The organism is Rheinheimera sp., assembly GCF_030824435.1.
Taxonomy (GTDB): domain Bacteria; phylum Pseudomonadota; class Gammaproteobacteria; order Enterobacterales; family Alteromonadaceae; genus Pararheinheimera.
Map to the genome: position 1 here is coordinate 1 of NZ_JAVBXS010000104.1, position 24,349 is coordinate 24,349.

At 49.2% G+C, this 24,349-nt stretch carries 19 protein-coding genes; 11 read left to right on the forward strand and 8 right to left on the reverse strand.

What is annotated here, in order from left to right; all coding sequences use genetic code 11:
• Positions 1-453: 453 nt before the first annotated feature.
• Complete coding sequence (locus RCH83_RS17265; protein ID WP_306524064.1) at positions 454-1,302, reverse strand: methylated-DNA--[protein]-cysteine S-methyltransferase; 849 nt, start codon at positions 1,300-1,302, stop codon at positions 454-456.
• 154 nt (positions 1,303-1,456) lie between these two features.
• On the opposite strand from RCH83_RS17265, the gene RCH83_RS17270 reads away from it, so the two are divergent.
• Complete coding sequence (locus tag RCH83_RS17270; protein ID WP_306524065.1) at positions 1,457-1,930, forward strand: DUF1203 domain-containing protein; 474 nt, start codon at positions 1,457-1,459, stop codon at positions 1,928-1,930.
• Positions 1,931-2,289: 359 nt separating this feature from the next.
• Here RCH83_RS17270 and RCH83_RS17275 read toward each other — a convergent pair whose 3' ends face one another.
• The gene (locus tag RCH83_RS17275; RefSeq protein WP_306524067.1) at positions 2,290-2,763 is read right to left on the reverse strand and encodes an NYN domain-containing protein; all 474 of its coding nucleotides are present in this window, start codon (positions 2,761-2,763) and stop codon (positions 2,290-2,292) included.
• A 181-nt stretch (positions 2,764-2,944) separates the two neighbouring features.
• Between RCH83_RS17275 and RCH83_RS17280 the strand changes: the two genes are divergently transcribed.
• Complete coding sequence (locus tag RCH83_RS17280) at positions 2,945-3,418, forward strand: DUF1456 family protein (protein ID WP_306524069.1); 474 nt, start codon at positions 2,945-2,947, stop codon at positions 3,416-3,418.
• A 92-nt stretch (positions 3,419-3,510) separates the two neighbouring features.
• On the opposite strand, the gene RCH83_RS17285 is transcribed toward RCH83_RS17280, so the two are convergent.
• Positions 3,511-3,846 (reverse strand): helix-turn-helix transcriptional regulator, encoded by a 336-nt coding sequence (locus tag RCH83_RS17285; protein WP_306524071.1) that lies wholly within the window; start codon positions 3,844-3,846, stop codon positions 3,511-3,513.
• 225 nt (positions 3,847-4,071) lie between these two features.
• Between RCH83_RS17285 and RCH83_RS17290 the strand changes: the two genes are divergently transcribed.
• A complete protein-coding gene (locus tag RCH83_RS17290) occupies positions 4,072-4,977 on the forward strand; it encodes a permease (RefSeq protein WP_306524073.1) in 906 nt (301 codons plus the stop codon).
• Between the two features lie 50 nt (positions 4,978-5,027).
• Positions 5,028-6,446 (forward strand): hypothetical protein, encoded by a 1,419-nt coding sequence (locus RCH83_RS17295; protein ID WP_306524075.1) that lies wholly within the window; start codon positions 5,028-5,030, stop codon positions 6,444-6,446.
• Between the two features lie 84 nt (positions 6,447-6,530).
• On the opposite strand, the gene RCH83_RS17300 is transcribed toward RCH83_RS17295, so the two are convergent.
• From RCH83_RS17300 to RCH83_RS17310, 3 genes are all read right to left on the reverse strand, one after another.
• Positions 6,531-7,028 carry a tyrosine-protein phosphatase gene (locus tag RCH83_RS17300; RefSeq protein ID WP_306524076.1) on the reverse strand — a complete coding sequence of 166 codons (498 nt, stop codon included), beginning with the start codon at positions 7,026-7,028 and terminating at the stop codon, positions 6,531-6,533.
• Positions 7,029-7,102: 74 nt separating this feature from the next.
• Entirely contained in the window at positions 7,103-10,663 is a 3,561-nt protein-coding gene (locus RCH83_RS17305; RefSeq protein ID WP_306524077.1) for a PAS domain-containing hybrid sensor histidine kinase/response regulator, read from the reverse strand.
• 83 nt (positions 10,664-10,746) lie between these two features.
• Positions 10,747-11,499 carry a 3-hydroxybutyrate dehydrogenase gene (locus RCH83_RS17310; protein ID WP_306524078.1) on the reverse strand — a complete coding sequence of 251 codons (753 nt, stop codon included), beginning with the start codon at positions 11,497-11,499 and terminating at the stop codon, positions 10,747-10,749.
• A gap of 482 nt (positions 11,500-11,981) precedes the next feature.
• Here RCH83_RS17310 and RCH83_RS17315 point away from each other — a divergent pair, with 482 nt between their 5' ends.
• Entirely contained in the window at positions 11,982-13,232 is a 1,251-nt protein-coding gene (locus tag RCH83_RS17315) for a DUF819 domain-containing protein (protein WP_306524079.1), read from the forward strand.
• Positions 13,233-13,299: 67 nt separating this feature from the next.
• Here the strand turns inward: RCH83_RS17315 and RCH83_RS17320 are convergent, their stop codons facing one another.
• Positions 13,300-14,334, reverse strand: a complete 1,035-nt coding sequence (locus tag RCH83_RS17320; RefSeq protein ID WP_306524080.1) for a LacI family DNA-binding transcriptional regulator — start codon at positions 14,332-14,334, stop codon at positions 13,300-13,302.
• A 468-nt stretch (positions 14,335-14,802) separates the two neighbouring features.
• Here RCH83_RS17320 and RCH83_RS17325 point away from each other — a divergent pair, with 468 nt between their 5' ends.
• The 6 genes from RCH83_RS17325 (at position 14,803) to RCH83_RS17350 (ending at position 23,771) form a co-directional block, all read left to right on the forward strand.
• Entirely contained in the window at positions 14,803-17,409 is a 2,607-nt protein-coding gene (locus RCH83_RS17325) for a TonB-dependent receptor (RefSeq protein ID WP_306524081.1), read from the forward strand.
• A gap of 146 nt (positions 17,410-17,555) precedes the next feature.
• Entirely contained in the window at positions 17,556-18,266 is a 711-nt protein-coding gene (locus RCH83_RS17330; RefSeq protein WP_306524083.1) for a SapC family protein, read from the forward strand.
• Positions 18,267-18,285: 19 nt separating this feature from the next.
• Positions 18,286-19,836, forward strand: coding sequence for a tryptophan halogenase family protein (locus tag RCH83_RS17335; protein WP_306524085.1), 1,551 nt, complete (start codon positions 18,286-18,288; stop codon positions 19,834-19,836).
• Positions 19,837-19,845: 9 nt separating this feature from the next.
• Positions 19,846-21,369: a tryptophan halogenase family protein gene (locus RCH83_RS17340; RefSeq protein WP_306524087.1), complete on the forward strand. Its 1,524-nt coding sequence runs from the start codon at positions 19,846-19,848 to the stop codon at positions 21,367-21,369.
• Between the two features lie 343 nt (positions 21,370-21,712).
• Entirely contained in the window at positions 21,713-22,699 is a 987-nt protein-coding gene (locus RCH83_RS17345) for a transporter substrate-binding domain-containing protein (protein WP_306524089.1), read from the forward strand.
• A gap of 19 nt (positions 22,700-22,718) precedes the next feature.
• The gene (locus RCH83_RS17350; protein ID WP_306524091.1) at positions 22,719-23,771 is read left to right on the forward strand and encodes a Gfo/Idh/MocA family protein; all 1,053 of its coding nucleotides are present in this window, start codon (positions 22,719-22,721) and stop codon (positions 23,769-23,771) included.
• 112 nt (positions 23,772-23,883) lie between these two features.
• Here the strand turns inward: RCH83_RS17350 and RCH83_RS17355 are convergent.
• On the reverse strand, positions 23,884-24,349 hold a 466-nt coding region (locus RCH83_RS17355), incomplete at its 5' end, for a chitobiase/beta-hexosaminidase C-terminal domain-containing protein (protein WP_306524094.1).

Genomic DNA, 24,349 nt, shown 5'->3' on the forward strand with positions numbered 1-24,349 from the left:
CAGGTCTTGCGTTTTGCCTTTGCTGAAAATCAATTTAAATCAATGATGTAGACTGATAAGGCTTTATCAGCGCAGCCAGCAAAGTGAAGTTAAACCCCAAACCAACACCGGCTGCTGCGAAGTGAGCATTCAAGAGTGAGCGCGGGAGGCGCGAACGGGCGAACGGCGTAGTTGCCGGTGGTGGTTCGTGCAATATCCCGACATGGTTTCAGCTGTAGGCGAATCACAAAACAGCCACCAAAGCGAAATAAAACCCCAAACCAACACCGGCTGCTGCGCAGTGAGCATTCAACAGTGAGCGCGGGAGGCGCGAACGGGCGAGCGGCGTAGTTGTTGCCGGTGGTGGTTCGTGCAATATGCTAAAGCACCAATGATTCGCCGATAATAAACAACCAGCATTAAGCTTTTAGCAAAAATATCCGCTCAACCAGAAACGAATTTAAACTTGCTGATTTACTGGCTTGCTGTTGCCTCCAGGCTTAGCAGATGTTGTTTGCGATCTGCTCCCCAGCGATACCCCCCCAAAGCGCCGTCACCGCGTAATACCCTGTGGCAGGGAATTAACACTGCCACTTTATTGGCACCACAGGCATTGGCGACAGCTCTGTATGCAGCAGGTTTAGCTATGCCTTTGGCAACATCGGCATAACTGACAGTTTCACTGCTTTTGATTGTGCTCAAAAAGCGCCAGACCGACAATTGAAAGGCGGTGCCTGTTAAATGCAGAGGCAGATCAGGTCTGGGCCCCGCACCCGCCAAATGCTGTTCCAACGCGTCTATCCATAGATCCAAATCAGCCTGGGCTTGCGCTGGTGTCGGCAGCAGATGCGCCTTGGGAAATTCCTGATGCAGACTTTGGATCAAGCCCACAGCTGAGTCGCCAAAATGTACAAAACAAACGCCTCTTGCTGTAGCGGCCATCAGCAGCAAGCCAAGTTGAGTCTGGCGCAGTGCAAAATAAATATGCACAGCCTCAGCCCCTGTTTTGTATTCCGTCAGTGTCATGCCGAAATTTTGATCCAGTTGCTCATAAACCCGGCTGACTGAACCAAAGCCTGCGTCATAAATAGCCTGACTGACCTCAGCGCCACCGCGCAGTGCCTGTTTAAGTCGTTGCACCCGGATAGCATTCTGGAACTGTTTGGGTGATACGCCAAACAGCTGACTAAAGGTGCGCTGTAAATGAAAGGGGCTGACTGCTGCTTCAGCAGCAAGATGATCCAGGTCCAGACTCTGTTCTGCATGCAGTTCAATATAATCAGCCAGCGCTATAACCCGCTGTTTAATATTGGTTTTACTCATTTCCGCCTCCGCGATACTCCTGTGCAGTATGGCAGTTTCAGCCAATGCTTTCGCTCCGGAACTTGCGATTTTAAGCTGTAAATACGGCAAGAAACGGATCGCTGGCCCGCCTTGTATTTATCTACTCTGCAGGTCCCGTTTTAAGGAGTTTGTCATGACCTATCAAATACAGCCATTAGCACCACAGCAGTTTGCACATTTGTTCCATTTGAGCCAGCCCGAGCTGCAGCAACTGGGCATAGTCCGGATGCAAGCGAACAAAACCCCAGGGTTTCCATGCCGGTTAAGTCTGCAAGATGCTGAACCCGGAGAGCAGATGTTACTGCTGAATTATGCGCATTTATCGGCGCCCGGGCCTTATCAGTCGGCCCATGCCATTTTTATCAGTCAAAGCGGCATGAACACCATGGAATGGCCTGCACCAGACACAGTGCCGGCCATGTTGCTGCGGCGTACTTTGAGTTTAAGAGCTTTTGACACGCAGCAGATGATGTTAGATGCCCGCTTATGCCAGGGGGCTGACGCTGATACTCAGATCAGAGAGTTGCTGGCGTTACCAGAATGTGATTTTGTGCATATTCATACCGCAATACGTGGTTGTTATCTGGCCGCAGCGCGCCGCCTTTAACACTGCCAACAGACCCTGAAACCGGCTGCGTAGTGAGCATTCAAGAGTGAGCGCAGGAGGCGCGAACCGGCGAACATGGTAGTTGCCGGTGCTGGTTCGTGCAAAGCCTCAAAACACCACTGAATCGCTCTAAAAGCAGCCATCAAAGCGAAGTGAAAACCCCAAAACCAACAGCGGCTGCTGCGCAGTGAGCATTCAAGAGTGAGCGCGGGAGGCGCGAACGGGCGAACGGCGTAGTTGCCGGTGGTGGTTCGTGCAAGGCCTGTGACAGGCACAGTCACTGGTGAATCACAAATTACCAGCATTCACGAAGACACTCAGCAACAGCTTATAAATATCAGACCAAAGCCAAAACCCAACTAAACCAACATCTCAGCCGTAACAGGCCAATGCACGTCGGCGCTTTGTATTAAAGCGTGGGCTGTAAGCCCTGGTACACTCTGTACTATGCAGCGGGTGGCAAAACGTTCGCGGATGGTATTGAGTAATAACGCAAAATCGCCGTCGCCGGATAACAACAAAATTTCGTCCACTTCCGGCGCCTGGGTCAGCACGTCTATGGTAATGCCCACATCCCAGTCGCCTTTGCTGCTGCCGTCGCTGCGCAAAATAAAAGGTTTCAGTTTCACCTCAAAACCAATATGGCGCAGTGCGTCCTGAAACTTGCGTTGCTGGTCGTCGTGGCGCTCTATCGCGTAAGCTGTGGCGTATTTAATGTCATATTGGCTTTGCAGCTGCTGCCAGAACAAACGGTAATTAAAAGAACGGCCATACACTTCGCGGCAGGTGTAATAGATGTTTTGTACATCGGCAAAAACGGCAATAGTTTTCAAAAGGACACCACCACAAGGTTGTGGGGCGCAACAATCAGGCCTGGCGCCGCAGCAACAAAAAAAGAAGGCCGGATGATAACACGGCATCCGGGCGGATTTTCGCTTTAAAATCTGCTAAAGTGTCGCCAATTTTTGTGTCTGGTGAAAAACCGGCACCCTTCCTTAACAGCAGGACTTTGTTGTGACCAATAACCAGATTTTACGCCGTTTACGTTATGCCTTTGATTTTAATGACAGCGCCATGATGCGCATTTTTGGCCATGCCGGTTTGGAAGTTAGCCGTGCTCAGGTCAGTGACTGGCTGAAAAAAGACGAAGATCCGGCGTCAACGCTGATTGATGATCTGGAACTGGCGCAGTTTTTAAACGGTTTAATTATTGAAAAACGCGGCCGTAAAGAAGGGCCACAACCAGAGCCAGAGAGCAAACTGAACCATAACATTGTGTTTCGTAAGTTAAAAATTGCTTTGGATTTAAAAGACGACGACATTCTGGCGATATTGCAGCTGTCTGATTTCCGCTTAAGCAAACACGAACTCAGTGCCTTTTTCCGCCGCCCGGATCACCACCATTACCGCGCTTGTCAGGATCAGGTGCTGCGTAACTTTATTAAAGGTGTGCAGTTAAAGCTGCGTCAGGATAGCGAAGAATCATAAGGCTGTAGCTTGCTGCAACACTGTTGCCAGTGGTTTTTGCAACATCAAATGAACGACCTGCTGAAGCTGCCCACAAGGCAGCTTCAGTGCTTTTAGCAACTGCCACTTTTACATTCCGGTTGCGCCCGGATAACGGCTGGGTTATCTGCGGCACAACATTCGGCCACTAAAAACGCCATTAAAGACTCCACCACCTGAAAATTTAAACAACAAAACAAAGTGCGGCCATCACGCTGTTGTTGCATTAAACCCACTTTTATCATGCGGCTTAAATGGTGGGACAAAGTTGAACCCGGAATATCCAGTTGGCTTTGAATATCACCCACACTAATACCGCTGCGGCCAGCGCGCACCAATAACCTGAATATCGCCAGTCGGGTGCTGTGGCCTAATTCCGCCAGTTGTGCTGCGGCAAATTCCAGTTCCATTTTGTGTCCTCTGTTGTGGTTGACGCAGATTTTAGCTTCACAAACGGCTTCAGCTCAAACTTTATTTCTATATTTGTCGAATTAATTGTTGACGATTCGGTGTTTGTGGAAATATTATATTTCTAAGTTAATCGAAATAAATGTGACAAGCATTGCGCTGCACTGTTATCAGGCGCTTTATTTCGGTTTTATATTTCGATAAAAACAGAAATAAAGAGGAATAAAATGAACACCCAATTTGATGCAGCCTGGCAATTTTTTATCAGCACTTTTAGCGAGTTAGTTGTGCTATTTGTGCTGATCAGCATGTTGGTCATTTGGCTACAAGCTAAGTTTCCGGCTGACACTATCCGAAAACTACTGAGTGGCGGCGCTGGTTATTTTACGGCGGCCGGCCTTGGCGCTATGACACCTTTTTGCAGTTGTTCTACCTTGCCAATGCTGGTTGGCTTGCTGCGGGCTAAAGCAGATTTTGGCCCGGTAATGACTTTTTTGCTGGTATCACCACTGCTGAATCCGCTGCTGGTGGTGCTGTTATGGGTCACTTTTGGCGCCGAGCTGACCATCATTTACAGTCTGGCTATTTTGCTGCTGGCGGTAAGTGCAGGTAAGTTGTTGCAACATGCTGGTTTTTTGCGTTATGTCAGTTTGCCCGCTGTCAGCGGCTGTCAAAATAGCGGTTGTAGTGACGCTGTTGCACAAACAACAGCCATGCCCGGCTTATGGCTGTTGTTTAAACAAGCTTTGCAACAAAGCGTCAGTTTTTTACCTCATCTGCTGTTTGGCGTATTAGCGGGCGCTTTGATCCACGGTTATATGCCGTCAGAATGGCTGGCGGCAACAGCGGGGCAGCAACCCTGGTGGTTAATTCCAACGGCTGCTGCGGTGGGGGTGTTGTTGTATGTCAGAGCCAGTTCAATGATACCGCTGGCCATGAGCCTGGTGGCTAAAGGTGTCAGTTTAGGCACTGTGATGGCGCTGACCATAGGTGGTGCCGGTGCCAGCTTGCCGGAACTGATTATTCTAAAACGAATTTTTCAGTGGCCTTTGTTGCTGGTGTTTATTTTTTTAGTGTTTGGCACTGCCTGCGTCACAGGTTTTAGTATTGATTTTTGGTTTGCGGCAAAATAATGAGGTGGGGTATGAGCAATAACATCACAGCGCTTAACACAGCAGATTTTATGAACAGACCTGTGTTGCCAGCAGTACCAGCGCCAAGGAAAGCTTCAGGTGTTAACCCCAGCCAGCTGACAACCAGGATGGCAGCTTTAAAACTGGGCATGTTAAATCACAAAGCCGGGTTTCAGCCGGTGCCTGTTGCGTTACAGCCCTGGTTTTTAACAAAAAAACAGTGGCAACAGGCAACAGAAGCTGCAGTTTTGTTAGGCCGGTTATTGGCTGCAGTAGCCAAAGACGCTGAGTTTTTATTGCAGCAGTTTCAGCCTGTGTTGTTGGGAGATTCTTTACCGGCAAAACTGGCGGCAGCTTATGCACAACAACAGCAACAGGCCTTGCCACAACGAGCCGGTGCTGTGTTTTTAATGCGCCACGACCTGATGCTGAACGAACAACAACAGTGGCAATGGATAGAATCCAACAGCATAGCTGCTGGTATGGGGCCTTTATCGGTGCAGCTTGGCGCCTTGTTACAGCCTGAGCAGCCAGATCTTGCGCCCAATAATGCCACTGAATTGCAGGCAAACTTGTTGTATCGGGAAGCACTGGCGCAGGCGCAAAAACATGGCCGTCTGACACCACAAATTGTGTTTGTAGTGGAAGCACAGGAAGACAATATTTTTGACCAGCAGCTACTGGCAGATGCGCTGATCAGACGTGGCGCACTGGTTGAGCGTTGCACTATTGCTGAGTTATATCAGCAACAATTGCGTGGGCAGCAGGGTGCTGGCAAAGCGGCAGCGGCGATAATAGACAAAACCGCCGCTGTAACCCTAAACGGCAGCAGGGTGGATTTATTGTATTTTCGCACCGGTTATAACCCGGCTGATTTTGCCAATGCACAACAGTTTGCCTGGCGTTGTCAGTTGCAACAACAAGATGTGTTGTTATGCCCCGACTTACCAACGCAGCTCTCGGGCAGCAAGTGGCTGCAATTACAGCTCAGCGGCTTGTTACAACAGGAACAAGGCCGTGTTTTGCTGGCCAGCCGTTTTGGCTTTCACGCCGCTGAACTACAACAGCTTTGTGCTTTAACAGTGCCGGCAAAGCCCTTGTTAGCGCTTGAAAAACCACAAATTGAGCAGCTGATCCAGGCGGGCTGGTGGTTTAAAAAACAAAATGAAGGCGGTGGTAATGTGGCGCGGGGTGAGCAGGCGTTGCAACTGGCCATGAAAGCAAAACCGCAGGATGGCGACTTTTTAATGGCCCCTGTATTGGTGCAACAAAGGCCAGAACCACTGTTGAAGTTTCAGCAGGGCAGGTTAATACAACAACAAGCCCATATTTCCGAGTTAGGTATTTTTAGTCTGGGCGCTACCGCTGATTACGGTGGTTATCTGCTTCGCACCAAAGCGGCAGCAGCTCTGGAAGGTGGAGTGCATAAAGGCAATGCGGTGCTGGATACTGTGGCGCTTGGTCTTTAGTTTCAGCTGCTATTTTGCTGGGGTTTGATAGGGCCGCCAGCTGTAGCCATCAGCTGCAGCCGCCACCGCAAAACAAAGCAAAACTTACAGCTGATTAAAATAATCCAGATGAGGTTTTAGCGTTAACGCATAAGGCCGCAGTGCCTGCACTCTTTGTTTAACATCAATTTTATCCAGGCCTATTTCCAGCAGAATTTTGGCGGCCATCAGGCCGGTGCGGCCAGAGCCACCTTTGCAATGAATGGCTACTTTGCCACCCTGACGCAGCAGTTGATGCACCAAAGCATTGGCTTCCTGCCAACCCTGGGCAAAAGCCAGACCCGGCGCCTGATCGTCGCCAATAGGGCAATGAAACCAATGTAACTCCAGCTCGCGGCACAAGGCAGGCATCTCTGTTACCTGCAGCTCTGTCATTTCTTCATCCGGCGTCAGACTGATCACAGCTTTGGCGCCGGTAGCTTTCAGTTGTTGCAGTGAAGTTTTTAAATCCACCCCTTTGCTGCCGGGGCAAGGTGTAAAAATTAATGCTGCAGTGGCTGAGGTGCCTGGGTTTACCAGCAGCTCGTCAAATGGATGTTGCATATCAACTCCTTCATTCGAAATTCTGTCCGCAAATTCTGAGATAAAACCAGCTATGACAATAGCTTAAATCGCCGTTATTTTAGCAGCCGTTGTAATAACCTTTTTAAGCTGGCCGCTTTGAGTGGTTTAAGCATAAAGTGAAAACCGGCATTTTGCGCAGCGTCGCGGGTTTGTTGTTGTTGATCGGCCGAATGGATCACCACAGGCGCCTGCACGGCAAAATGTTGTTGCAGCTGGCTGGCCACTTCTACCCCTGTTGCGCCCTGGTCCAGATGATAATCAAATAACAATAAATCCGGCTGGAAACCTTGTTGCAGTGCATTCACAGCGGCAAAAGGCGTGGCAACAGCCTGCACTTCACATTGCCAGCTGCGCAGAAGTTCAGCAACTGCACCCAACAGCTGTGGTTCGTTATCCAATAATAAAATCTTTTTACCAGCAAAATTGCCTGGGAGTTCAGGCAATACCGAAGTAGTTGGCGAGGGAGCTGCATCTTCGGCCAGCGGCACTGTCACAGCAAAACAACTGCCTTTGCCCGGCACCGAATATAAAGACAGCGGGTGGTTCAGCAGTTGGCTAATACGTTGACTAATGGCCAAACCTATACCCAAACCTTTTTGGTCGGCTTGTGGCCCTTGCTGAAATTCCTGAAAAATCAGCGGTTGGTTTTCCGGATCTATGCCAGGGCCAGTGTCCCACACTTCAATGCGGGCAAAACGCTGGCCATTTTTGTTTTTTAACCGCCGCACGCCCAGCAGAATTTTGCCTTGGGGCGTATAACGAATGGCGTTGCTGATAAAGTTTTGCAGCACTCTTTTGAGTAACCGGCCGTCACTCTGAATAGTCAGCGAGCTTAAACAACAACAAAATTGCAGGCCTTTTTCTGCCGCCAATACAGCGGCTTCGCGGCCACTTTGCTCCAGCAGCTGCTGCAGCGCCAAAGGCCTGGGTTCAGCACGTACTACACCCGAATCCAGTTTGGTCAGCTCCAGAATACTGGCCAGCAACTCTTCGGCAGAATTCAGCGAAGCGGCCAGGTTTTTACTGAGTTGTTTAATCTCCGGGTCCTGAGTTTTTTCGCGAATAAGGCCACAAAACAGCGCTGCCGCATTAAAAGGTTGTAATAAGTCGTGGCTGGCGGCGGCAAAAAAACGGTTTTTGCTGATGGTCTGTTCTTCCAGCTGCATTTTGGCCAAAGCCAGTTGCTGGTTGAGTTGCTCCAGCTCAGCAGTGCGCTGGGTAACCCTCAGCTCCAGCGTATTGTTGCTGTGTTCAAGTGCGTGTTGTACTTCAATAAAAGAGCTGACATCGCTGTAAGTGGTGACAAAACCACCCCCTGGCAGCGGGTTACCCAACATTTCAAAAACGCGGCCGTCTTGCTGGCGGCGCTGAAATTTATAACTGCTGCCCTGGCGCAGATAATTCAGTCTTTTTTGAATTTCCTGCTCCAGCAGCGCCGGATCTGCCTTGGCTCCGGCTTCGGCATCGGTTTCGACACCTGTTTCGAAAGAGCGGCTGAGCCAGCCCCGTTCGGCGTTATAACGAATCAGCTCAGCAACAGGTTTACCCACCTCCACAAAACCAGTTGGATAAGCAAACATATCGAGGTAACGCTGGTTCCAGGCAATCAGCCGTAAATCGGCGTCCACCACACTAATGCCCATGCTGATATTGTCGATGGTGGCACGTAGCAAGGCCTGATTAAACAAATACACCTGACTGGCTTCGTCGACAAAACGCGCCACGGACTCCAGTGGTAACTGACTGTTTTTACTGGTGGCATTTAGTAACAACCGCATCGAAGCGCCGCCCACCACGGCCGATAAAGTACGTTCCACCCCTTGTTGTAAATTTTGTGGTGCTTTTTTATCAAGTTGTGGGCTGCTGGTTTTTAAATGGCGTTGTAACAGTTGTCTGGCTTCGCGTTCACCGGCAAAACGGCGCACCAATAAATAACAATCCTGCACTGTCAGCTGCACTTTCAGTTGGCTGGCATGACTCACTTCAGTGCGGGCGCCACGGCGTAAAAAACGGCCACTTTCCAGCCATTCACCAATGCCGGTGTTACTCAATTGACTGACCAGCAGCAACATCAGCACATTCACCGTCAGGCTTAACATCACGCCAAGGCTGATGCTGTCAAACTGACCACCAAAAAGCCCGTTTGGTGCCAACCAGCTAACGCCAAAAGGCCCCTGAGTCAGCCACTGCCAGCTTAATAAACCGGCGCGGCCAAGCTCGGGCAATAACAAAATATAAGCCCAGATAAAAGCGCCACTGCTTAAACCGGCCAGCGCACCCTGCCGATTCACTTTGCGGCTACTCAGGCCCAAAATAATGGCCGGTGCTAATTGCGCTATTAAGGCAAAAGCCATCAGGCCAAGCTGGGCTAAACCTGTTTCTGTGCCTATTAAGAGGTAATATAAATACCCCAGAGTCAGCACGGCCAGCATCGACAGACGGCGTAAAGTCACCATTTTAATCAGGGGTTTACCATCAACGGGTTTTTGTTGCAGCCGGTACAGCAGTGGGGTTAACAGGTCGTTGCTGATCATAATGCCAAGCACCACTGTGGCCACTATCACCATCGAAGTGGCGGCAGAAAAACCACCTAAATAGGCCAGCAGCGCCATATCGGTGCGGTTGGCCGACAGCGGCAGTTGCAGCACTACTAAATCTATATTGGCGTCCGGGCCAAGCAGCATAATACCGGCCAGCGCCACCGGCAGCGTAAACAGGCTCATCAGCAGCAAATACAGCGGAAAGACCCAACGCGCCAGATGCAGATGTTTTAAATGCTGAATTTCAACAAAACTGACATGAAACTGGCGGGGTAAACATAAAGTGGCGACAAAACCCAAGAGTACGTGTATCCAATACACTGAAGTGGGCAGCGCTTTTTGTTGTAAATTTTGCACCGCCGGGTGGTTGGCGGCCTGACTAAAAATGCTGCCAATACCGTCATATAAACCCCAGCAAACAAAAGCGCCGACTGACAACAGCGCTATCAGTTTTACCAGCGATTCAAAAGCTATGGCTGTCATTAAACCAGGGTTCGGTTGATGGGCTTTGGCGCTGCGGCCAATAAATAACATGGCAAAAACGGCCAGCCATAAGCTGACATAAAGGCCGGTGTCCTGATACCAAAGTGGATGCGCCGGTCTTTGCACCAGGGCATTAATGCTGGTGGAAACGGCTTGTAGTTGCAGCGCTATATAAGGGATCACCGCAGTCAGCACAATCAGAGTGGTGAGTACTGCTAAAAGGCGCGAATGGCCATAGCGGGTGGCAATAAAGTCGGCCACTGAGGTAATTTTGTACCTGCGACAAGCAATGGCTATGCGGGCTATCAGGCCAAAACCAAACCAGAACAATAACAAAGAGCCGATATAAGTGGGTGGGATCCACCAGCCATTGACAGCGGCCTGAGCGGTCACGCCATAAAAAGCCCAGGAGGTGCAATAAATGGCCAAAGCAAAACTAAACACCCAGGGCGCCAGTTTATGGGTGCCGGTAATACGACGACCCAGCCGGCCTACGCTATACAGCACCAGCAAATACAACAAAGACAAAGCAGCAATGCTGCCAAGCCCGATAGAGCCCTGGGTCAGTATCATAGTTGGCGCTTGAATCATTCAGAGAAGTCCCTGATTGTGCCTGAGTTTTTTGCCATTGTCAGGGGCTTCCACCAGGTGTTGCTGCTGAGCAACATCACGGTTTAACGGGCTGTCCAGCCACCATCCAGCACCAGGGTTTGTGCTGTGATATGCCGGGCTGGCGGCTGGCATAAAAACAGCGTCGTGGCGGCAATTTCATCCACACCAATAAAAGCTTTTTGCGGCATAGGTGCCAGCATAATTTGTTCGATGACCTGCTGCTCAGTCAGGTTGTGCTCTTTACACTGCGCCGCTATCTGGCTTTCCACCAAAGGGGTGCGTACATAAGCAGGGCAAACGGTGTTAATAGTGAAGTTAAAGTCGGCGTTTTCCAAAGCCACCACTTTGCTAAAACCCAATAAACCATGTTTGGCCGCCACATAAGCCGATTTAAAAGGCGATGCCACCAGCGCATGAATAGAACCAATATTCACCACCCGACCAAAATTGCGTTCACGCATCCCGGGCAGCAGCGCTTTGGTCAGCATGGCCGGGCCTGTCAGCATCACCTGTAATAACTGTTGCCACTTTTGCTCGGGGAAATCCTCAAGCCGCGCCACATGCTGAATACCGGCATTATTCACCAGAATATCCACAGCACCTGCTTGTTGTGCTGCCTGTTCAATGGCGCTTTGTGAGGTTAAATCCAGCAGCAGTGCATCGGCCTGATAACCCAAAGCGCGTAATTCGGCCACTTTGGCGTCAAGCTGCGCCTGATTCAAATCGGCCAGCAGCAGCTGATAACCCTGACGGCCAAATTCAGTTGCCACCGCAAAACCAATACCACCACTGCCACCTGTGATTAATACTTTCATCAAAATCCACCTTTTTATGTTTTGCCGCAGCCATGCTGCCGCCAATATCAGCCGATGCTAGGCGCCAGGGTTTATTTCGACAACGGTACTTTAGTGCTATGTGTCTGTCGCAAGCATCGCCGGGGCTTTCGGGATCTTCTGGTTTTTGGCGCAAACCAGGCATTGTGCTCTTTTTCAGCAGTCGGTAAAAAATAACCTGGTTATCACGATGTTTTTCGGTGAGTTAGCTAGGTAATTTGTTAGTTACCGACAAAAAACAACCTCTGACCGGTCAAAACCACAGGCCTGCTTTGCCGATGCCAATATCTATGCTAGATTGCGGGCAAACGAGAAAAATAGTTCTTGGGTTTCCGCCGCAATTTAGCCGACAGAAAACTGCTGTAACCATCACTTCATCGTTATTTTTGAAGTAGGCCGTTAAGTTTTACTGTTGTGCCTTGCCTGAAGCCTGAATCAACCAATAAGTTTCTGGGGATATTCTGATGTCAGAATCAACCGCTTTAATTACCAATGATGCCGTGGTGCTTGGCTTATTAGCCTTGATCCTCGGTTTTGTGTTTCACACCAGTCACAGCAGCCATCCGGGTTGGCAGAAGTTTTACCGTTACGTGCCTTCTATTCTGCTGTGTTATTTCATTCCGGCGTTATTTAACAGCTTTGGCATTATTGATGGCGAAAAGTCAGAGTTATATAAAATGGCGTCGCGTTATCTACTGCCGGTTTGTCTGGTGTTGCTAACTTTAAGTATTGATTTTAAAGCCATTCTTGGTCTTGGCCCTAAGGCGTTGATCCTGTTTTTAACAGGCACAGCCGGTGTGGTGATTGGCGCTCCTATTGCACTCTTTACCGTAGGCCAGTTTTTCCCGGAACAACTGGGAGGTGATGGTGCCAATGCCGCCTGGCGGGGTATGTCAACTGTTGCCGGCAGCTGGATTGGTGGCAGCGCGAACCAGGCGGCCATGAAAGAAGTGTTTGGGGTTGGTGGTGATATTTTTTCAGTGATGATCACGGTCGACGTGCTGGTGGCCAATATCTGGACTGCAGTGTTGTTATGGATGGCGGCCAATGCGGCGCGGCTGGATAAGGCCAGTGGTGCTGATACCTCAGGTATTGAGGTGCTCAAAGCAAAAATTGAAAAGTATCAGGCGGAAAATTCTAAAAACCCGACCACCAGCGATTTAATGCGCCTGGTGGCCATAGGTTTTGGTGCGGCCGGCTTTTCGCATTTATTGGCCAACTGGATTGCACCCTGGATTGAAACCCATGCACCAGAACTTGCCATGTACAGCTTAACCAGCAGCTTCTTCTGGTTAGTGGTTATCGCCACCACCATAGGTTTATTGTTGTCGATGACCAGAGTGCGTGAGCTGGAAGCTGTGGGCGCTTCTAAAGTGGGTTCGGTGTTTATTTATATTCTGGTGGCCACCATTGGTATGCATATGGATGTGACCGCAGTGATGGATTATCCGGTGATGTTCCTGGTCGGTATTGTCTGGATCAGTATTCACGCTGGCCTGTTATTGTTGGTGACCCGTTTAATTAAAGCACCGGTATTTTTTATGGCGGTGGGCAGCCAGGCTAATATCGGTGGTGCAGCTTCTGCGCCAGTTGTTGCATCAGCTTTCCACCCGTCTTTGGCGCCTGTTGGCGTGCTGCTGGCGGTATTAGGTTATGCGCTGGGTACTTATGGCGCTTATATAGCGGCCATGATGATGCAGGCAGTTTCGCCTTAAACTGCTTTGTTAACCCAGATAAAAAAACCGGCTGCTGAGCCGGTTTTTTTATCTGGGTTAACAGTAGTCATGAACTGCCGGGGCAGGCTCCGGTGGAATCGCGCACCAGCAGCTCCGGAATAAACACTGGTTGTTCAGCGGCCAAACCTTGTTGTTGGCCTGGACGGCTGCGGCGGAACAACAACTCTGCCGCCTGCATGGCAATGGTGCTGTTCGGCTGATGTGCTGTGGTGAGCGGTGGCCAGGTTTGACGCGAAAAAGGGCTGTTTTCAAAACCAACAATAGACAGCTGCTGCGGAATTTCTACCTGTGACAGCCGGGCACTAAATAAAGCACCAGCCGCTATTTCGTCGTTACAGGCAAATATCGCTGTGGGTTTATGTGGCAGTTCCAATAAATATTTAGCGCCTTTCACCCCGGACTCAAATGAATAACTGCCAGGCACTATATATTTGGCATTCGGGCTGATGCCCCTTTTGGTTAAAGCTGCTTTAAAACCTGCTAAACGTTCGCCACTGGAGCTGTGTTCTTCGTCACCACATAAAAACGCAATGTCGGTGTGACCTAATTCCAATAAGTGATTGGTAATTTTAAAAGCGGCGGTAAAGTCGTCCACCAGCACACAGTTGGTTAGTTTTGGCGAAGGGGTAGAGCCCGAGATAATGCGCACAAAATCAACGCCAATCCGCTCCAGCGCTTCAGCAATTTCCGGCATTTCAGAAAAAGGCGGGGTTAACACTAAACCTGCCAGTCTGGCATGCTGCACTAAATCAATTACTTCCTGCACTATCTGCGCCGATTTGGCATTGGTCGGGTGAATAAGCAACTCGTAACCGTGTTTACGGCAAGCTTCTAATAAACCCCTTTGCATATCAATTACATAATAGGCGTTAGGGTTGTCGTAGATATAACCGATGCTATAAGAGCGGGTACCGGCCAGATTGCGGGCAGCGGCGTTGGGCTGATAGTTCAGTTCGGCAATGGCTGCTGACACTTTCTCCTGGGTGGCCTTTTTTACGGAAGGCTCGTTATTCATCACCCTGGATACTGTTTTGATAGAGACGCCTGCCAGCCTGGCAACATCATTAATTGTTACTTTCATCGCTTTACCCTAAGCAAAATATCTGGCCTGGTGCCTGAGTGTAATTGGCTGAAAACACAGTGGTTATCATGGTTCTGGCCAACTACTCTGGTTATAAATGACAGCGGTGGTCAATTTGTAACTGAATTTGAGTAAATGGATACATCGTTTTTGTCTAAACGGCAATTGTTTATTTAGCAAAAAATAAACAGCAAGCTGAGGTTTTCAAAAAGCTGGCTGATTAATCTGTATTTATACAACAGCTTATACTTAATTAGTGTTTTTCATCCAGCCAACTGCGTCCGGTAAAGCCAGTGAAATTATTTTTACACTGAGCCATTGCCGGAAAAAATCCGGCTAAAATTTCAACGAAAGGAGTTTGCAAATCAAAAATTTTTTGTGTATGTTGAATTTTAATGACAACGCTGTCATTGCAGGACAATAAAATTCATCACACAAGATCAAAAAAAACAGGAATGGGAGAAGCTCATGTCGCACACTAAAATGAATAAATGTGCATTGGCAGTTAAGCTCGGTTTAGTGGTGGGAGCTGCAGCATTATCAATGCCTGCCCTGGCTCAGCAAGCTGCTACTGAACAAGCTGGTGCCAAAGAACAAAAAGTCGAAGTGATTGAAGTTCGTGGTATCCGCGCTTCACAAGAAGCCAACTTAAATGCCAAACGTTTTAGTGACACCATAGTTGATGTGGTGACTGCAGAAGATATTGGTAAATTCCCTGATAAAAACGTGGCTGAGTCATTACAACGTGTACCAGGCGTCACTATTCAGCGTCAGTTTGGCGAAGGTGCCGGTGTGTCCATCCGTGGTTCCGGCCAGGATTTAACCCTGACCACCTTAAATGGTCAGAACGTTGCTTCAACCGGCTGGTTTGTGCTGGAGCCGGCGCGTCGTAGCTTTAACTATGAATTGTTACCTTCTGAATTAGTGGGCAACCTGGAAGTTTATAAAGCTTCGCAAGCTGACCTGAGTGAAGGTGGTATCGGTGGTACTGTGGTCGTGCATACCCGCAAACCTCTTGATTTAGATGCCAATAAAACTTTCCTTTCTATTGAAAGTACCTATCAGACCGACTCCAAAACCAATGATCCGCAGTTGTCTGGTATGTACAGCTGGAAAAATGACAGCGAAACTTTTGGTGCTTTAGTTTCAGCAGTGATGCAGGAACGCAGCTTACAACGTCAGGGCAATGAAGCGTTCTGGGAATGGGGCGCAGGCCCTGTTGCTTTTGAACAGGAGCGTAAACGTTCTGCTTTAACTGCCACAGTGCAGTACGCGCCAAAAGACAATATCAACATCGTGTTTAACGCGATGGATATGCAAATGGAAGCGGACAACACCAACTACGCTTTGTGGTTAACTCAGGCTGACAGCAGCTGGGGCACTGGTGTCACTGAAAAATGGTTAGGTGGTGACGGTAAAACGCCTGGCAAACAAGGTACTCAGGTGAAAGGCCCGCTGAACGTGGCTTATTATCAGGCCCGTCCGCGTGAAGCAACCATGAACTCCGAAGTCTTTGATTTAAAGTTTGAATACGAAGGTGACGGTTATAAGTGGGCCACTCAGGTGGGTGACACCTCATCTACCGGGGGCACTGACTTTGAAATGGTGGTTGATGACGGCACCGGCGGTACCCCTATTGTTGGCGGCAGCTACGACTTTACCGGTGGCGGTCAGACCTGGAACACCGGCAATCTGAATATCAGCAGTTATGATCCGGGTTCACTGGACATGGGCACAGGGCCAAACTTTAACAAAACGCCAAAAACAGATGGTGAAACTTACCTGCAATCTGATTTGACTTTTGCCCTGAATCTGGGACCTTTAACTGAATTTAAAACCGGTTTCCGTTATGCCGACCATAACACCACCAGCCGTCGTTTTGAGTTCCAGCAAAAAGCCGGTTTTAACAACAAAATTGCCACCAGTGGTATTAAAGGCGGCAGCATTGATGTGGGCGCTGGCAACTACAGCATCCAGAAATTTGATGCTAATGCGCTGAAAGCCTGGGCAAAAGCGTCGATCATCGGTGAAACTGAAGACTTAGGCGCTTACAGTGAAATCGACGAGAAAAACGCAGCTTTGTTTGGTATGGCGGTGTACAGCACAGAACATATGCGCGGTAACTTTGGTATCCGTTACGTCACCACTGATGCCACTTCCACTTATTATGTGGCGGGCAAACAAACCGAAGCTGACGCAGATTATGCCGAGTTCCTGCCAAGCTTTAACATGGTGATCGACTTAAGAGACGATTTAATTCTGCGTGCTGCTGCTGCCCGCGCTATGGCTCGTCCGCAATATGTCGATATGTATGTGAACCCGAACGTTATGGGCACCAACGACGATACCCCAAACAACCAACGCTGGATTGTCGGTAATATCGGTTTAAAACCTTTTATCTCTGATCAGTTTGATATTGGTCTGGAATGGTATTTCAACAGCAACTCTATGGTATCAGGTGCGCTGTTCTTAAAAGACGTGAAAAACTTCGTTAATATTGCCCAGGGTAAAGCGACAGCGGCAGAAATTCCGTTCCCGTTAACCCGTCCGGATGAAGCAGCCAATGGCTGGATCACCGAACAAAAAGGCAATGGTAAAGACGCCGCTATCCGTGGCCTCGAACTGCAATACCAGTCTTATTTTGGCAACGGTTTTGGCAGCATTGTGAACTACACCTACACAGATACTGAAACAGACAAAGACACCTTTACTGATCAGAATCCGTTCCTGAGTGACAGTTCACGCCATTCTTATAACCTGACCGGTTATTACGAAGACGATCTGTTCCAGATGCGTGTTGCTTACAACTGGCGCAGTGAATATATGATCCGTGAATCAGGTTCTTATGGTAACCGTCTGCATGACGACTTCGGCTCCCTTGATCTGAGTGCCGTTTATCATGTGACCGATTACCTGGATGTGAAGCTGGATGTCAACAACCTGTTGGAAGAAGGTTCAAAGCAGTTTGGTAATAACCGCCAACAAACCAACTACTCTGGTTTTACTGCCGGTTTCCCACTGTATGAATATGAAATGGCCCGCCGTATTTCGTTAGGCGCCAGCTTCAGATTCTAATTGGCAATACGCTGAAAAAAGGGAAGGCAACTTCCCTTTTTCTTTATTACCGGCAGGCGTTGTGGTGCGAAAGCACCAGGCTTGGTTGTGAAATACAAGCACTGCATGGTATTGATAAACAGCCATGGTTATAAAGGAGAGCTGTGATGACATTTTCGGTTGTGCCCCTGCATCAGGATATTCACCGCCATATCAGACTGAATACCCGGTTATCTTTTGACGAATTTAGCGATCGCCAACTTTTTGCCATGTCTGTGCATGAATTTCCCCGTGCCAGTTCGGAATATCCGCTGCTGTTTGTCAAAGACAGTGAAACCGGCCAGTTTAAAGCTGTGGCCTTGCTTGGTCTGACGCCAGGCGAAAATTTATATGCTGTGCCAGGCGCAGCCAAACCCAATTATTGGCCTCAGGCGCTGAGCAATTATCCGCTGGTGCTGATTGCCGATCCAAACAATCAAAGCCAGTTCAGCATTGGGCTGCAGACAACTTCACCTTTGGTCAATGACACTGAGGGTGAGTTGTTGTTTGATGAACAAGGCCAGGAAACGGCTTTTTTAACGCAAAAAAAACAAAATTTGCTGAAGGCATATGAACAACAACAAATAACAGACGCTTTTGCCGTGTTGCTGGCGGAGTTAAATCTGCTGCAGGCGCAAAAATTTAGTGTCGACATCAAAGGCCAGAGTTTTGAGCTGAATGGTCTTTATATCATCAATGAACAACAGCTGTTACAGCTGCCTGCCGAGCAGTTTAACGATTTGCGGCAACGGGGTTTTTTACCGGCAATTTATGCCCAATTAAACTCTTTGCATCAGTTTAACCGGCTGGCCGCGCGCAAAGCCCAAGCCATGGCCTGAGCCGGGATAACAGACAATCATGAAAATGATCAAACAAGTGCTGATTGTAGGTGGGGGCACAGCGGGTTGGCTGGCCGCTTGTCATCTGGCGAAAAAACTGCAGTCCGGCAGCGCCAGTGGAGTGCAAATCACCCTGCTCGAATCTGCCACTATTCCAACCATAGGGGTTGGTGAAGGAACAGTGCCTGCTATCCGCCAGAGCCTGCAATATTTAGGTATCAGTGAAACCGACTTTATCCGCGAATGTGATGTGACACTGAAACAAAGCATTCAGTTTGTCGACTGGATGAAACCAGCGGCTGATGGCACTGTACATCGATATCATCATTTGTTTGATTATCCTGATCTGTCGTCCCTTGATTTAACACCTTATTGGTTACAGGGGCTGGCAGGCGACTGCAGTTATGCCGACGCTGTTTCGTGGCAGGGGCGTTTATGTGACGCCGGATTAGCGCCCAAAACCATGTTGCATGCCGAATTTAACGGGCACTGCAATTATGCTTACCATCTGGATGCGGTTAAATTTGCCCGGCTGCTGACTCGCCACGCCACCGAAAAACTTGGTGTAAAACATCTGCTTGGCACGGTACAGCAGGTGGAATGTGCACAAAACGGCGCTATTGCCGCTGTGTTAACACCTGAACATGGCCGTATCAGCGCCGATATTTTTATCGACTGCACAGGTTTTAGCGCTTTGTTGATTGGCGAAGCCTGCAAGGTGCCTTTTATAGCTAAAAATGATGTGATGTTTGTCGACAGTGCGCTGGCGGTGCAGGTGCCTTATGCCAGCAGTGAACAAGCCATTCCCTGTTACACCATTGCCACTGCCCGTGAAGCCGGTTGGATCTGGGATATAGGTTTATCGGCGCGCCGTGGCACAGGTTATGTATACGCCAGCCGTTATACCAGCGACGAGCGCGCTGAGCAGGTGCTGCGGCAATATCTGCAGGGGGCTGCGGATCAGCTTCCTTTGCGCAAAATTGACATGAAAGTGGGCTACCGCGAAAAATTCTGGCACCACAACTGTATTGCTTTGGGCTTATCTCAGGGTTTTGTTGAACCGCTGGAAGCCACTGGTTTATTAATTTATGACGCAACTGCCCGGATGCTGGCAGATTTGTTTCCACCCCATCAGGCGGCGATGCCGATGTTGGCTGAAAGGTTTAACCAGCGGGTCAGGCTGGCGTGGGACAAAGTGATCGACTTTATCAAGTTACATTATTACCTGTCGGACCGTGATGATTCAGCCTTTTGGCGTGATAACCGTGACCCTGCTTCAGTACCGGCTTCGTTATTAGCCAATCTGGAACAATGGCGTTATCAGCTGCCATCTCCATACGATTTTCACAGCAAACTCGAAGTGTTTAATCTGGAAAACTACCTCTATGTGCTGTACGGCATGGGTTTTCACACCGACTTAGCAGGGCAGGAGTACCGTTTTGGCGCTGGCGCTCAGGCACAACAGATGTTTGGCTATTACCAGCATAAATTTCAGCAGCTGCAGTCTGAGTTATTGCCGCACCGTGAGTTGATCCGGCGGGTTCAGCAATATGGTTTACAAAAGATTTAGGAGTGTGTGATGGGCAGCAGGGCGTTAAAACAAATCACCATAGTGGGCGGTGGTTCTGCCGGCTGGATGACGGCCATTTATCTGAATAAGTTTTTTAATGCGCGCCAGCCTAATTATCAAATCCGCGTGATTGAAAGTGAAGACATCGGCATTATTGGTGTGGGTGAAGCCACAGTACACAGTATCAGGTTCTTTTTTGCTGCCATGGGGCTGGATGAAGCCGAAATGCTGGCTGAAACCAATGCCACTTTTAAAACCGGTATTATGTTTCGCAACTGGATGAAACCAGTGGCGGGACAAATGCATCAGTATTTTCATCCTTTTGATCATCTGCGTATTGGCACTGATTTGGATATTTCCAGCAGCTGGTTATTGGACCAACGCCAGCAGCAGGAACGTTTTGATCAGGGCGTGAGTATCAGTGCTCATCTGGCAGCAGCCGGCCATGGCCCTAAAACGCCACAATGTGCGCCTTTTCAGGGGGTCGTGCCTTATGGTTACCATCTGGACGCGATGAAAATGGCCAGATATCTGCGCCGTAAAGCCGTTGAAGCCGGTGTGTTACACAGTGTTGCGACAGTCAGTGCTGTTGAAACTGCCGGTTCGCAGGTGCTGGCGGTGCAGACCGATCAAGGCCGTTTTGGTGGTGATATTTTTATCGATTGCACCGGTTTTCGTGGCCTGTTGATGGAACAATTGCTGCCGGATAACTGGCAATCGTTCAGCGACGCTTTGCCTTGTAATAAAGCCGTGGCTATTCAACGTGAACTGCCGGGTGATGGGGTGCCAAAACCTTACACCACAGCCACTGCTTTAACCAATGGCTGGGTCTGGGAAATTGATTTGGTCAACCGCCAGGGCACGGGTTATGTCTATGATGGCAACAGGTTAAGCCGCGAGCAGGCAGAGCAGGAGCTGCGGCATTATCTGGGGCCAGAGTCAGAGGTGCTTAAATGCACCCATCTGGACATGAAAGTGGGTTGTCGCCAGCAGTTCTGGGTTGGTAACTGTATTGCGGTTGGACTGGCCGGTGGTTTTATTGAACCTTTGGAGTCCACAGGGCTGCATCTGATTAATCTGGGGGTGCGGTTATTGTCGACTCATCTGTCGGGCGCTGAGCCGTCGCAGGCGGTGCGGGATTCTTACAACAGGCTGATGAATGGTTTTTACACCGATCTGAAACAATTTATTGTGTTGCATTATTGCCTGACCAACCGCGACGACACTGAATTCTGGCGTGAAGCGGCGCACAAAGCACAATTTTGCCCGGGTTTGCCACAGCAGCTGGCAGCATGGCGGTATAAGGTCTGTGAATATATGGATTTAGCCGGCACTTTTTCTACCACCTTTACCGACGAAAACTACCGTTTTATTTTATACGGTATGCAACATTACCCACAGCTGCAGCAATTACAGCAGGGACCGCAACATCAGGCGTTGTTTATGCAGGCACAACAAATGGCCAAACACGCCAGACTCAGCACCTTACCTCAGCAAATTTATCTGCAAAAATTACATGCAGCAGCCGGTTAAAATGGCCGCGTTTCGGTGGCCGATACTGTGGAAAAAAACTACAAAAAAGATAATGACAACGTTGTCATTTATTGTTAGCATCAATTGGTAGGGTGTTGTAACAAGGTGCAGAATCAGGCTTAACGCTGGCTTTTGCATTTTGGTCGTTCGGTGAAACCGGTGTGCTGGGGCCGGTTTTAGATCTCCCTGTTGCAGGTAGTTATTATTGGTAGTTGGTAATAAATACCACCAGCGTACATGGATGTGATGTGTTATTTGCCAATCCTTATCCAAGGGTCTTTACAGGATGCTGAGTTCAGCGTCCTGTTTTTTTATTTGCCTTTTGTCTGCTGTTTTATGGTGATTGCTGCAGACATCAACACCAGGCCACAAGTTGCTGGTGTCGGGGCTTGGTGCTGCATATACTGACAACAATAGCGCCGGTGATGCTGTGGTGGTTCTTGATGCCGCATTACATGCCGGTACCTTATCAAGTCTGGCCCGGCAGGGTTGGCGTTGTTATCCGGATGATGGAATGCGGTCACTGTTTTTTATTTTTCTGTTGTGTTGTTCTACCAGTCTGCTGGCCACCGAGCTGCGGGTGATTAGCAGTGAAAAGATGCCTTACAACTTTACCGAACAGCAGCAGTTTATTGGCCTGACGGTGGATGTGGTGAAAGATCTGCTGGCGCCAAAACAGCCGGACATTGAAGTGATGCCCTGGCCACGCGCATTTGAAATAGCCAGAACCACACCCAATGTATTGCTTTTTACCATGGGCAAAACCAAACAGCGGTTGGAACAGGGTTTTCGCTATATTGGCCCTGTGTCAACACGGCAACTGGCGTTTTATACCTTGCAGGATGAACTGACCCACTTAACCAGTCTGGAAGAAATTCGGCAGAAAAAGCTGGTGATTGTTGGTTTAAGGGGTGGGTGGTTTAGTGAACAATTACGCAAACAAGGCATTGAAATTCTTGAAGTGGGCGATTACCACCAGGGGGTTTTAATGTTATTGCGCCAGCGTGCCCAGCTGTGGATATCGACCGATTTGGAAGCGCAGATGCACCTGCAACAAACGGGTGAAGCCGCCACGCTAAAAATTGCCTTAGCCATTCAGTGTGCTGAAAATTATCTGGCTTTATCACCGGGTTCAGATCCAAAACTGTACCAGCAACTGCAACAACGTTATCAAAGCTGGCGCAGCAGCAAAAAACCAGCGTCTATTGCAAAAAAATGGCAACAATACCTTGGTTTAACCCTGAAATTTGACCACAAACGTGGTTTTAGTAACAGTCAGGTGGTACATAACGATTGCCCGTTACAAACTGAACCTGGCAAATTGCCCTGAGCCGGAACCTGCCACAACCATGACGATAACACCTCTGGTCGATGTCACTGCAACAACACCACACAACAGTTCTGCGGCTGAAATCCGCCCGCTGCGTTGGGGCATTATTGGTTGTGGTGCAGTGACCGAAGTGAAAAGTGGTCCTGCTTACCAACAAACAGCGGGTTTTCAGTTACATGCCGTGATGCGTCGCGACGCAGCCAAAGCGGAAGATTACGCCAGACGCCATCAGGTGCCCCTCTGGTTTAGCGATGCCGATCTGTTGATCAATCATCCTGAGATTGATGCCGTTTATATTGCCACGCCGCCCGACAGCCATTTGTTTTACGCGCTGAAAGTAGCAGCTGCCGGCAAAATCTGTTGTGTGGAAAAACCTATGGCGCTGAGCAGCGCCGAATGTGCCCTGATGAACGCTGCTTTTGCCAAAGCCGGCAAACCGCTGTTTGTTGCTTATTATCGCCGCTCTTTACCCAGATTTTTGCAGGTACAACAATGGTTGCAACAAGGTCTGATTGGTCAGGTACGGCATCTGCACTGGGCTTTTAGTCGTCCGCTGAACCCGGCTGATGCTGCAGGGCAAGCCAACTGGCGTACTGATCCGGCGCAGGCCGGTGGCGGTTATTTTGTTGATTTGGCCAGTCATGGCCTGGATTTATTTGCATTTTTGCTGGGTGAGCTTTGTGATGTGAAAGGCGTGGCGCTGAATCAGCAGGGTTTGTATCAGGCTGAAGATGCTGTCACAGCTTGCTGGCGTTTTGCCGCTCAGCCCGACGGTAGCCAAGCCACAGCTTCAGGTTATTGGAATTTTGCCGCTTTTGAACGGAGTGACAAAGTAGAAATTATTGGTAGCCTTGGCCGTATTGAATTTTCAGTTTTTGCCGAACAAGCGGTGAAACTGGTGACAGCACAAGGCACAACAGAGCTTTATATTGATAACCCAACACATATTCAGCAGTTTCATGTGGCTAATATGGCAAAACAGCTCACAACAGGGCAACAACATCCGTCCACCGGACTTACGGCAGCACAAGCCACTACAGTGATGGAGCAAATTCTGTCGGGCAGGTGCTGAAAGTTTTAACGCTGACAGTAGTGTCAGCGCAGTTATTCCCCTGTGTTATCACAGGCAAAACAAATAAAAAAGCAGCAGCTGTGAGACCAGACTGCTGCTTTTTTATTTAGAGTCAGTGAGTTGCAGTGACTCTGCTGAGGTTGCCTGCGGCAGATTTTGAGCGAAGCAACACCTTGCCCTGCGCCACAGCCTCAGTTTGGATCTGCACCCCTTCGCCATTGACCGGATACAGCTGCCAGCTTTTGCCTTGATCCAGGCTGTATTCAATAGCTAAACCCGGGTAGGCCACATTTGCCTGCAACAGATTGCCTTGTAGTCTGGCACCCGGTGGTGGCAGATAATAAGCCACCCCGGCTTTGTCGAGTTTAGGCAGCTCACGCCTTGTCATCACAGCAGCAAATTGCTGCCAGTCTGCATCACGGCGTTTTTGCTCTGCCTTGTTGCCTTCCCAGCTGGCCTGATGCCAGGCGCGTTCGGCCAGCGGTAAAAGTCGCGGGTAAATCATCTGCTCCAGCTGCTTTGCATTTCGTACCGTTTCCGACCATAACTGGCCTTGCAGACCAATAATATTGTCCGGT

What these genes read in the sequence shown, in the direction of transcription:
- RCH83_RS17265 (WP_306524064.1), bottom strand. Translation starts at nt 1,302, where the DNA reads ATGAGTAAAACCAATATTAAACAGCGGGTTATAGCGCTGGCTGATTAT.
- RCH83_RS17270 (WP_306524065.1), top strand. Translation starts at nt 1,457, where the DNA reads ATGACCTATCAAATACAGCCATTAGCACCACAGCAGTTTGCACATTTG.
- RCH83_RS17285 (WP_306524071.1), bottom strand. Translation starts at nt 3,846, where the DNA reads ATGGAACTGGAATTTGCCGCAGCACAACTGGCGGAATTAGGCCACAGC.
- RCH83_RS17290 (WP_306524073.1), top strand. Translation starts at nt 4,072, where the DNA reads ATGAACACCCAATTTGATGCAGCCTGGCAATTTTTTATCAGCACTTTT.
- RCH83_RS17295 (WP_306524075.1), top strand. Translation starts at nt 5,028, where the DNA reads ATGAACAGACCTGTGTTGCCAGCAGTACCAGCGCCAAGGAAAGCTTCA.
- RCH83_RS17300 (WP_306524076.1), bottom strand. Translation starts at nt 7,028, where the DNA reads ATGCAACATCCATTTGACGAGCTGCTGGTAAACCCAGGCACCTCAGCC.
- RCH83_RS17305 (WP_306524077.1), bottom strand. Translation starts at nt 10,663, where the DNA reads ATGATTCAAGCGCCAACTATGATACTGACCCAGGGCTCTATCGGGCTT.
- RCH83_RS17310 (WP_306524078.1), bottom strand. Translation starts at nt 11,499, where the DNA reads ATGAAAGTATTAATCACAGGTGGCAGTGGTGGTATTGGTTTTGCGGTG.
- RCH83_RS17315 (WP_306524079.1), top strand. Translation starts at nt 11,982, where the DNA reads ATGTCAGAATCAACCGCTTTAATTACCAATGATGCCGTGGTGCTTGGC.
- RCH83_RS17320 (WP_306524080.1), bottom strand. Translation starts at nt 14,334, where the DNA reads ATGAAAGTAACAATTAATGATGTTGCCAGGCTGGCAGGCGTCTCTATC.
- RCH83_RS17325 (WP_306524081.1), top strand. Translation starts at nt 14,803, where the DNA reads ATGTCGCACACTAAAATGAATAAATGTGCATTGGCAGTTAAGCTCGGT.
- RCH83_RS17330 (WP_306524083.1), top strand. Translation starts at nt 17,556, where the DNA reads ATGACATTTTCGGTTGTGCCCCTGCATCAGGATATTCACCGCCATATC.
- RCH83_RS17335 (WP_306524085.1), top strand. Translation starts at nt 18,286, where the DNA reads ATGAAAATGATCAAACAAGTGCTGATTGTAGGTGGGGGCACAGCGGGT.
- RCH83_RS17340 (WP_306524087.1), top strand. Translation starts at nt 19,846, where the DNA reads ATGGGCAGCAGGGCGTTAAAACAAATCACCATAGTGGGCGGTGGTTCT.
- RCH83_RS17350 (WP_306524091.1), top strand. Translation starts at nt 22,719, where the DNA reads ATGACGATAACACCTCTGGTCGATGTCACTGCAACAACACCACACAAC.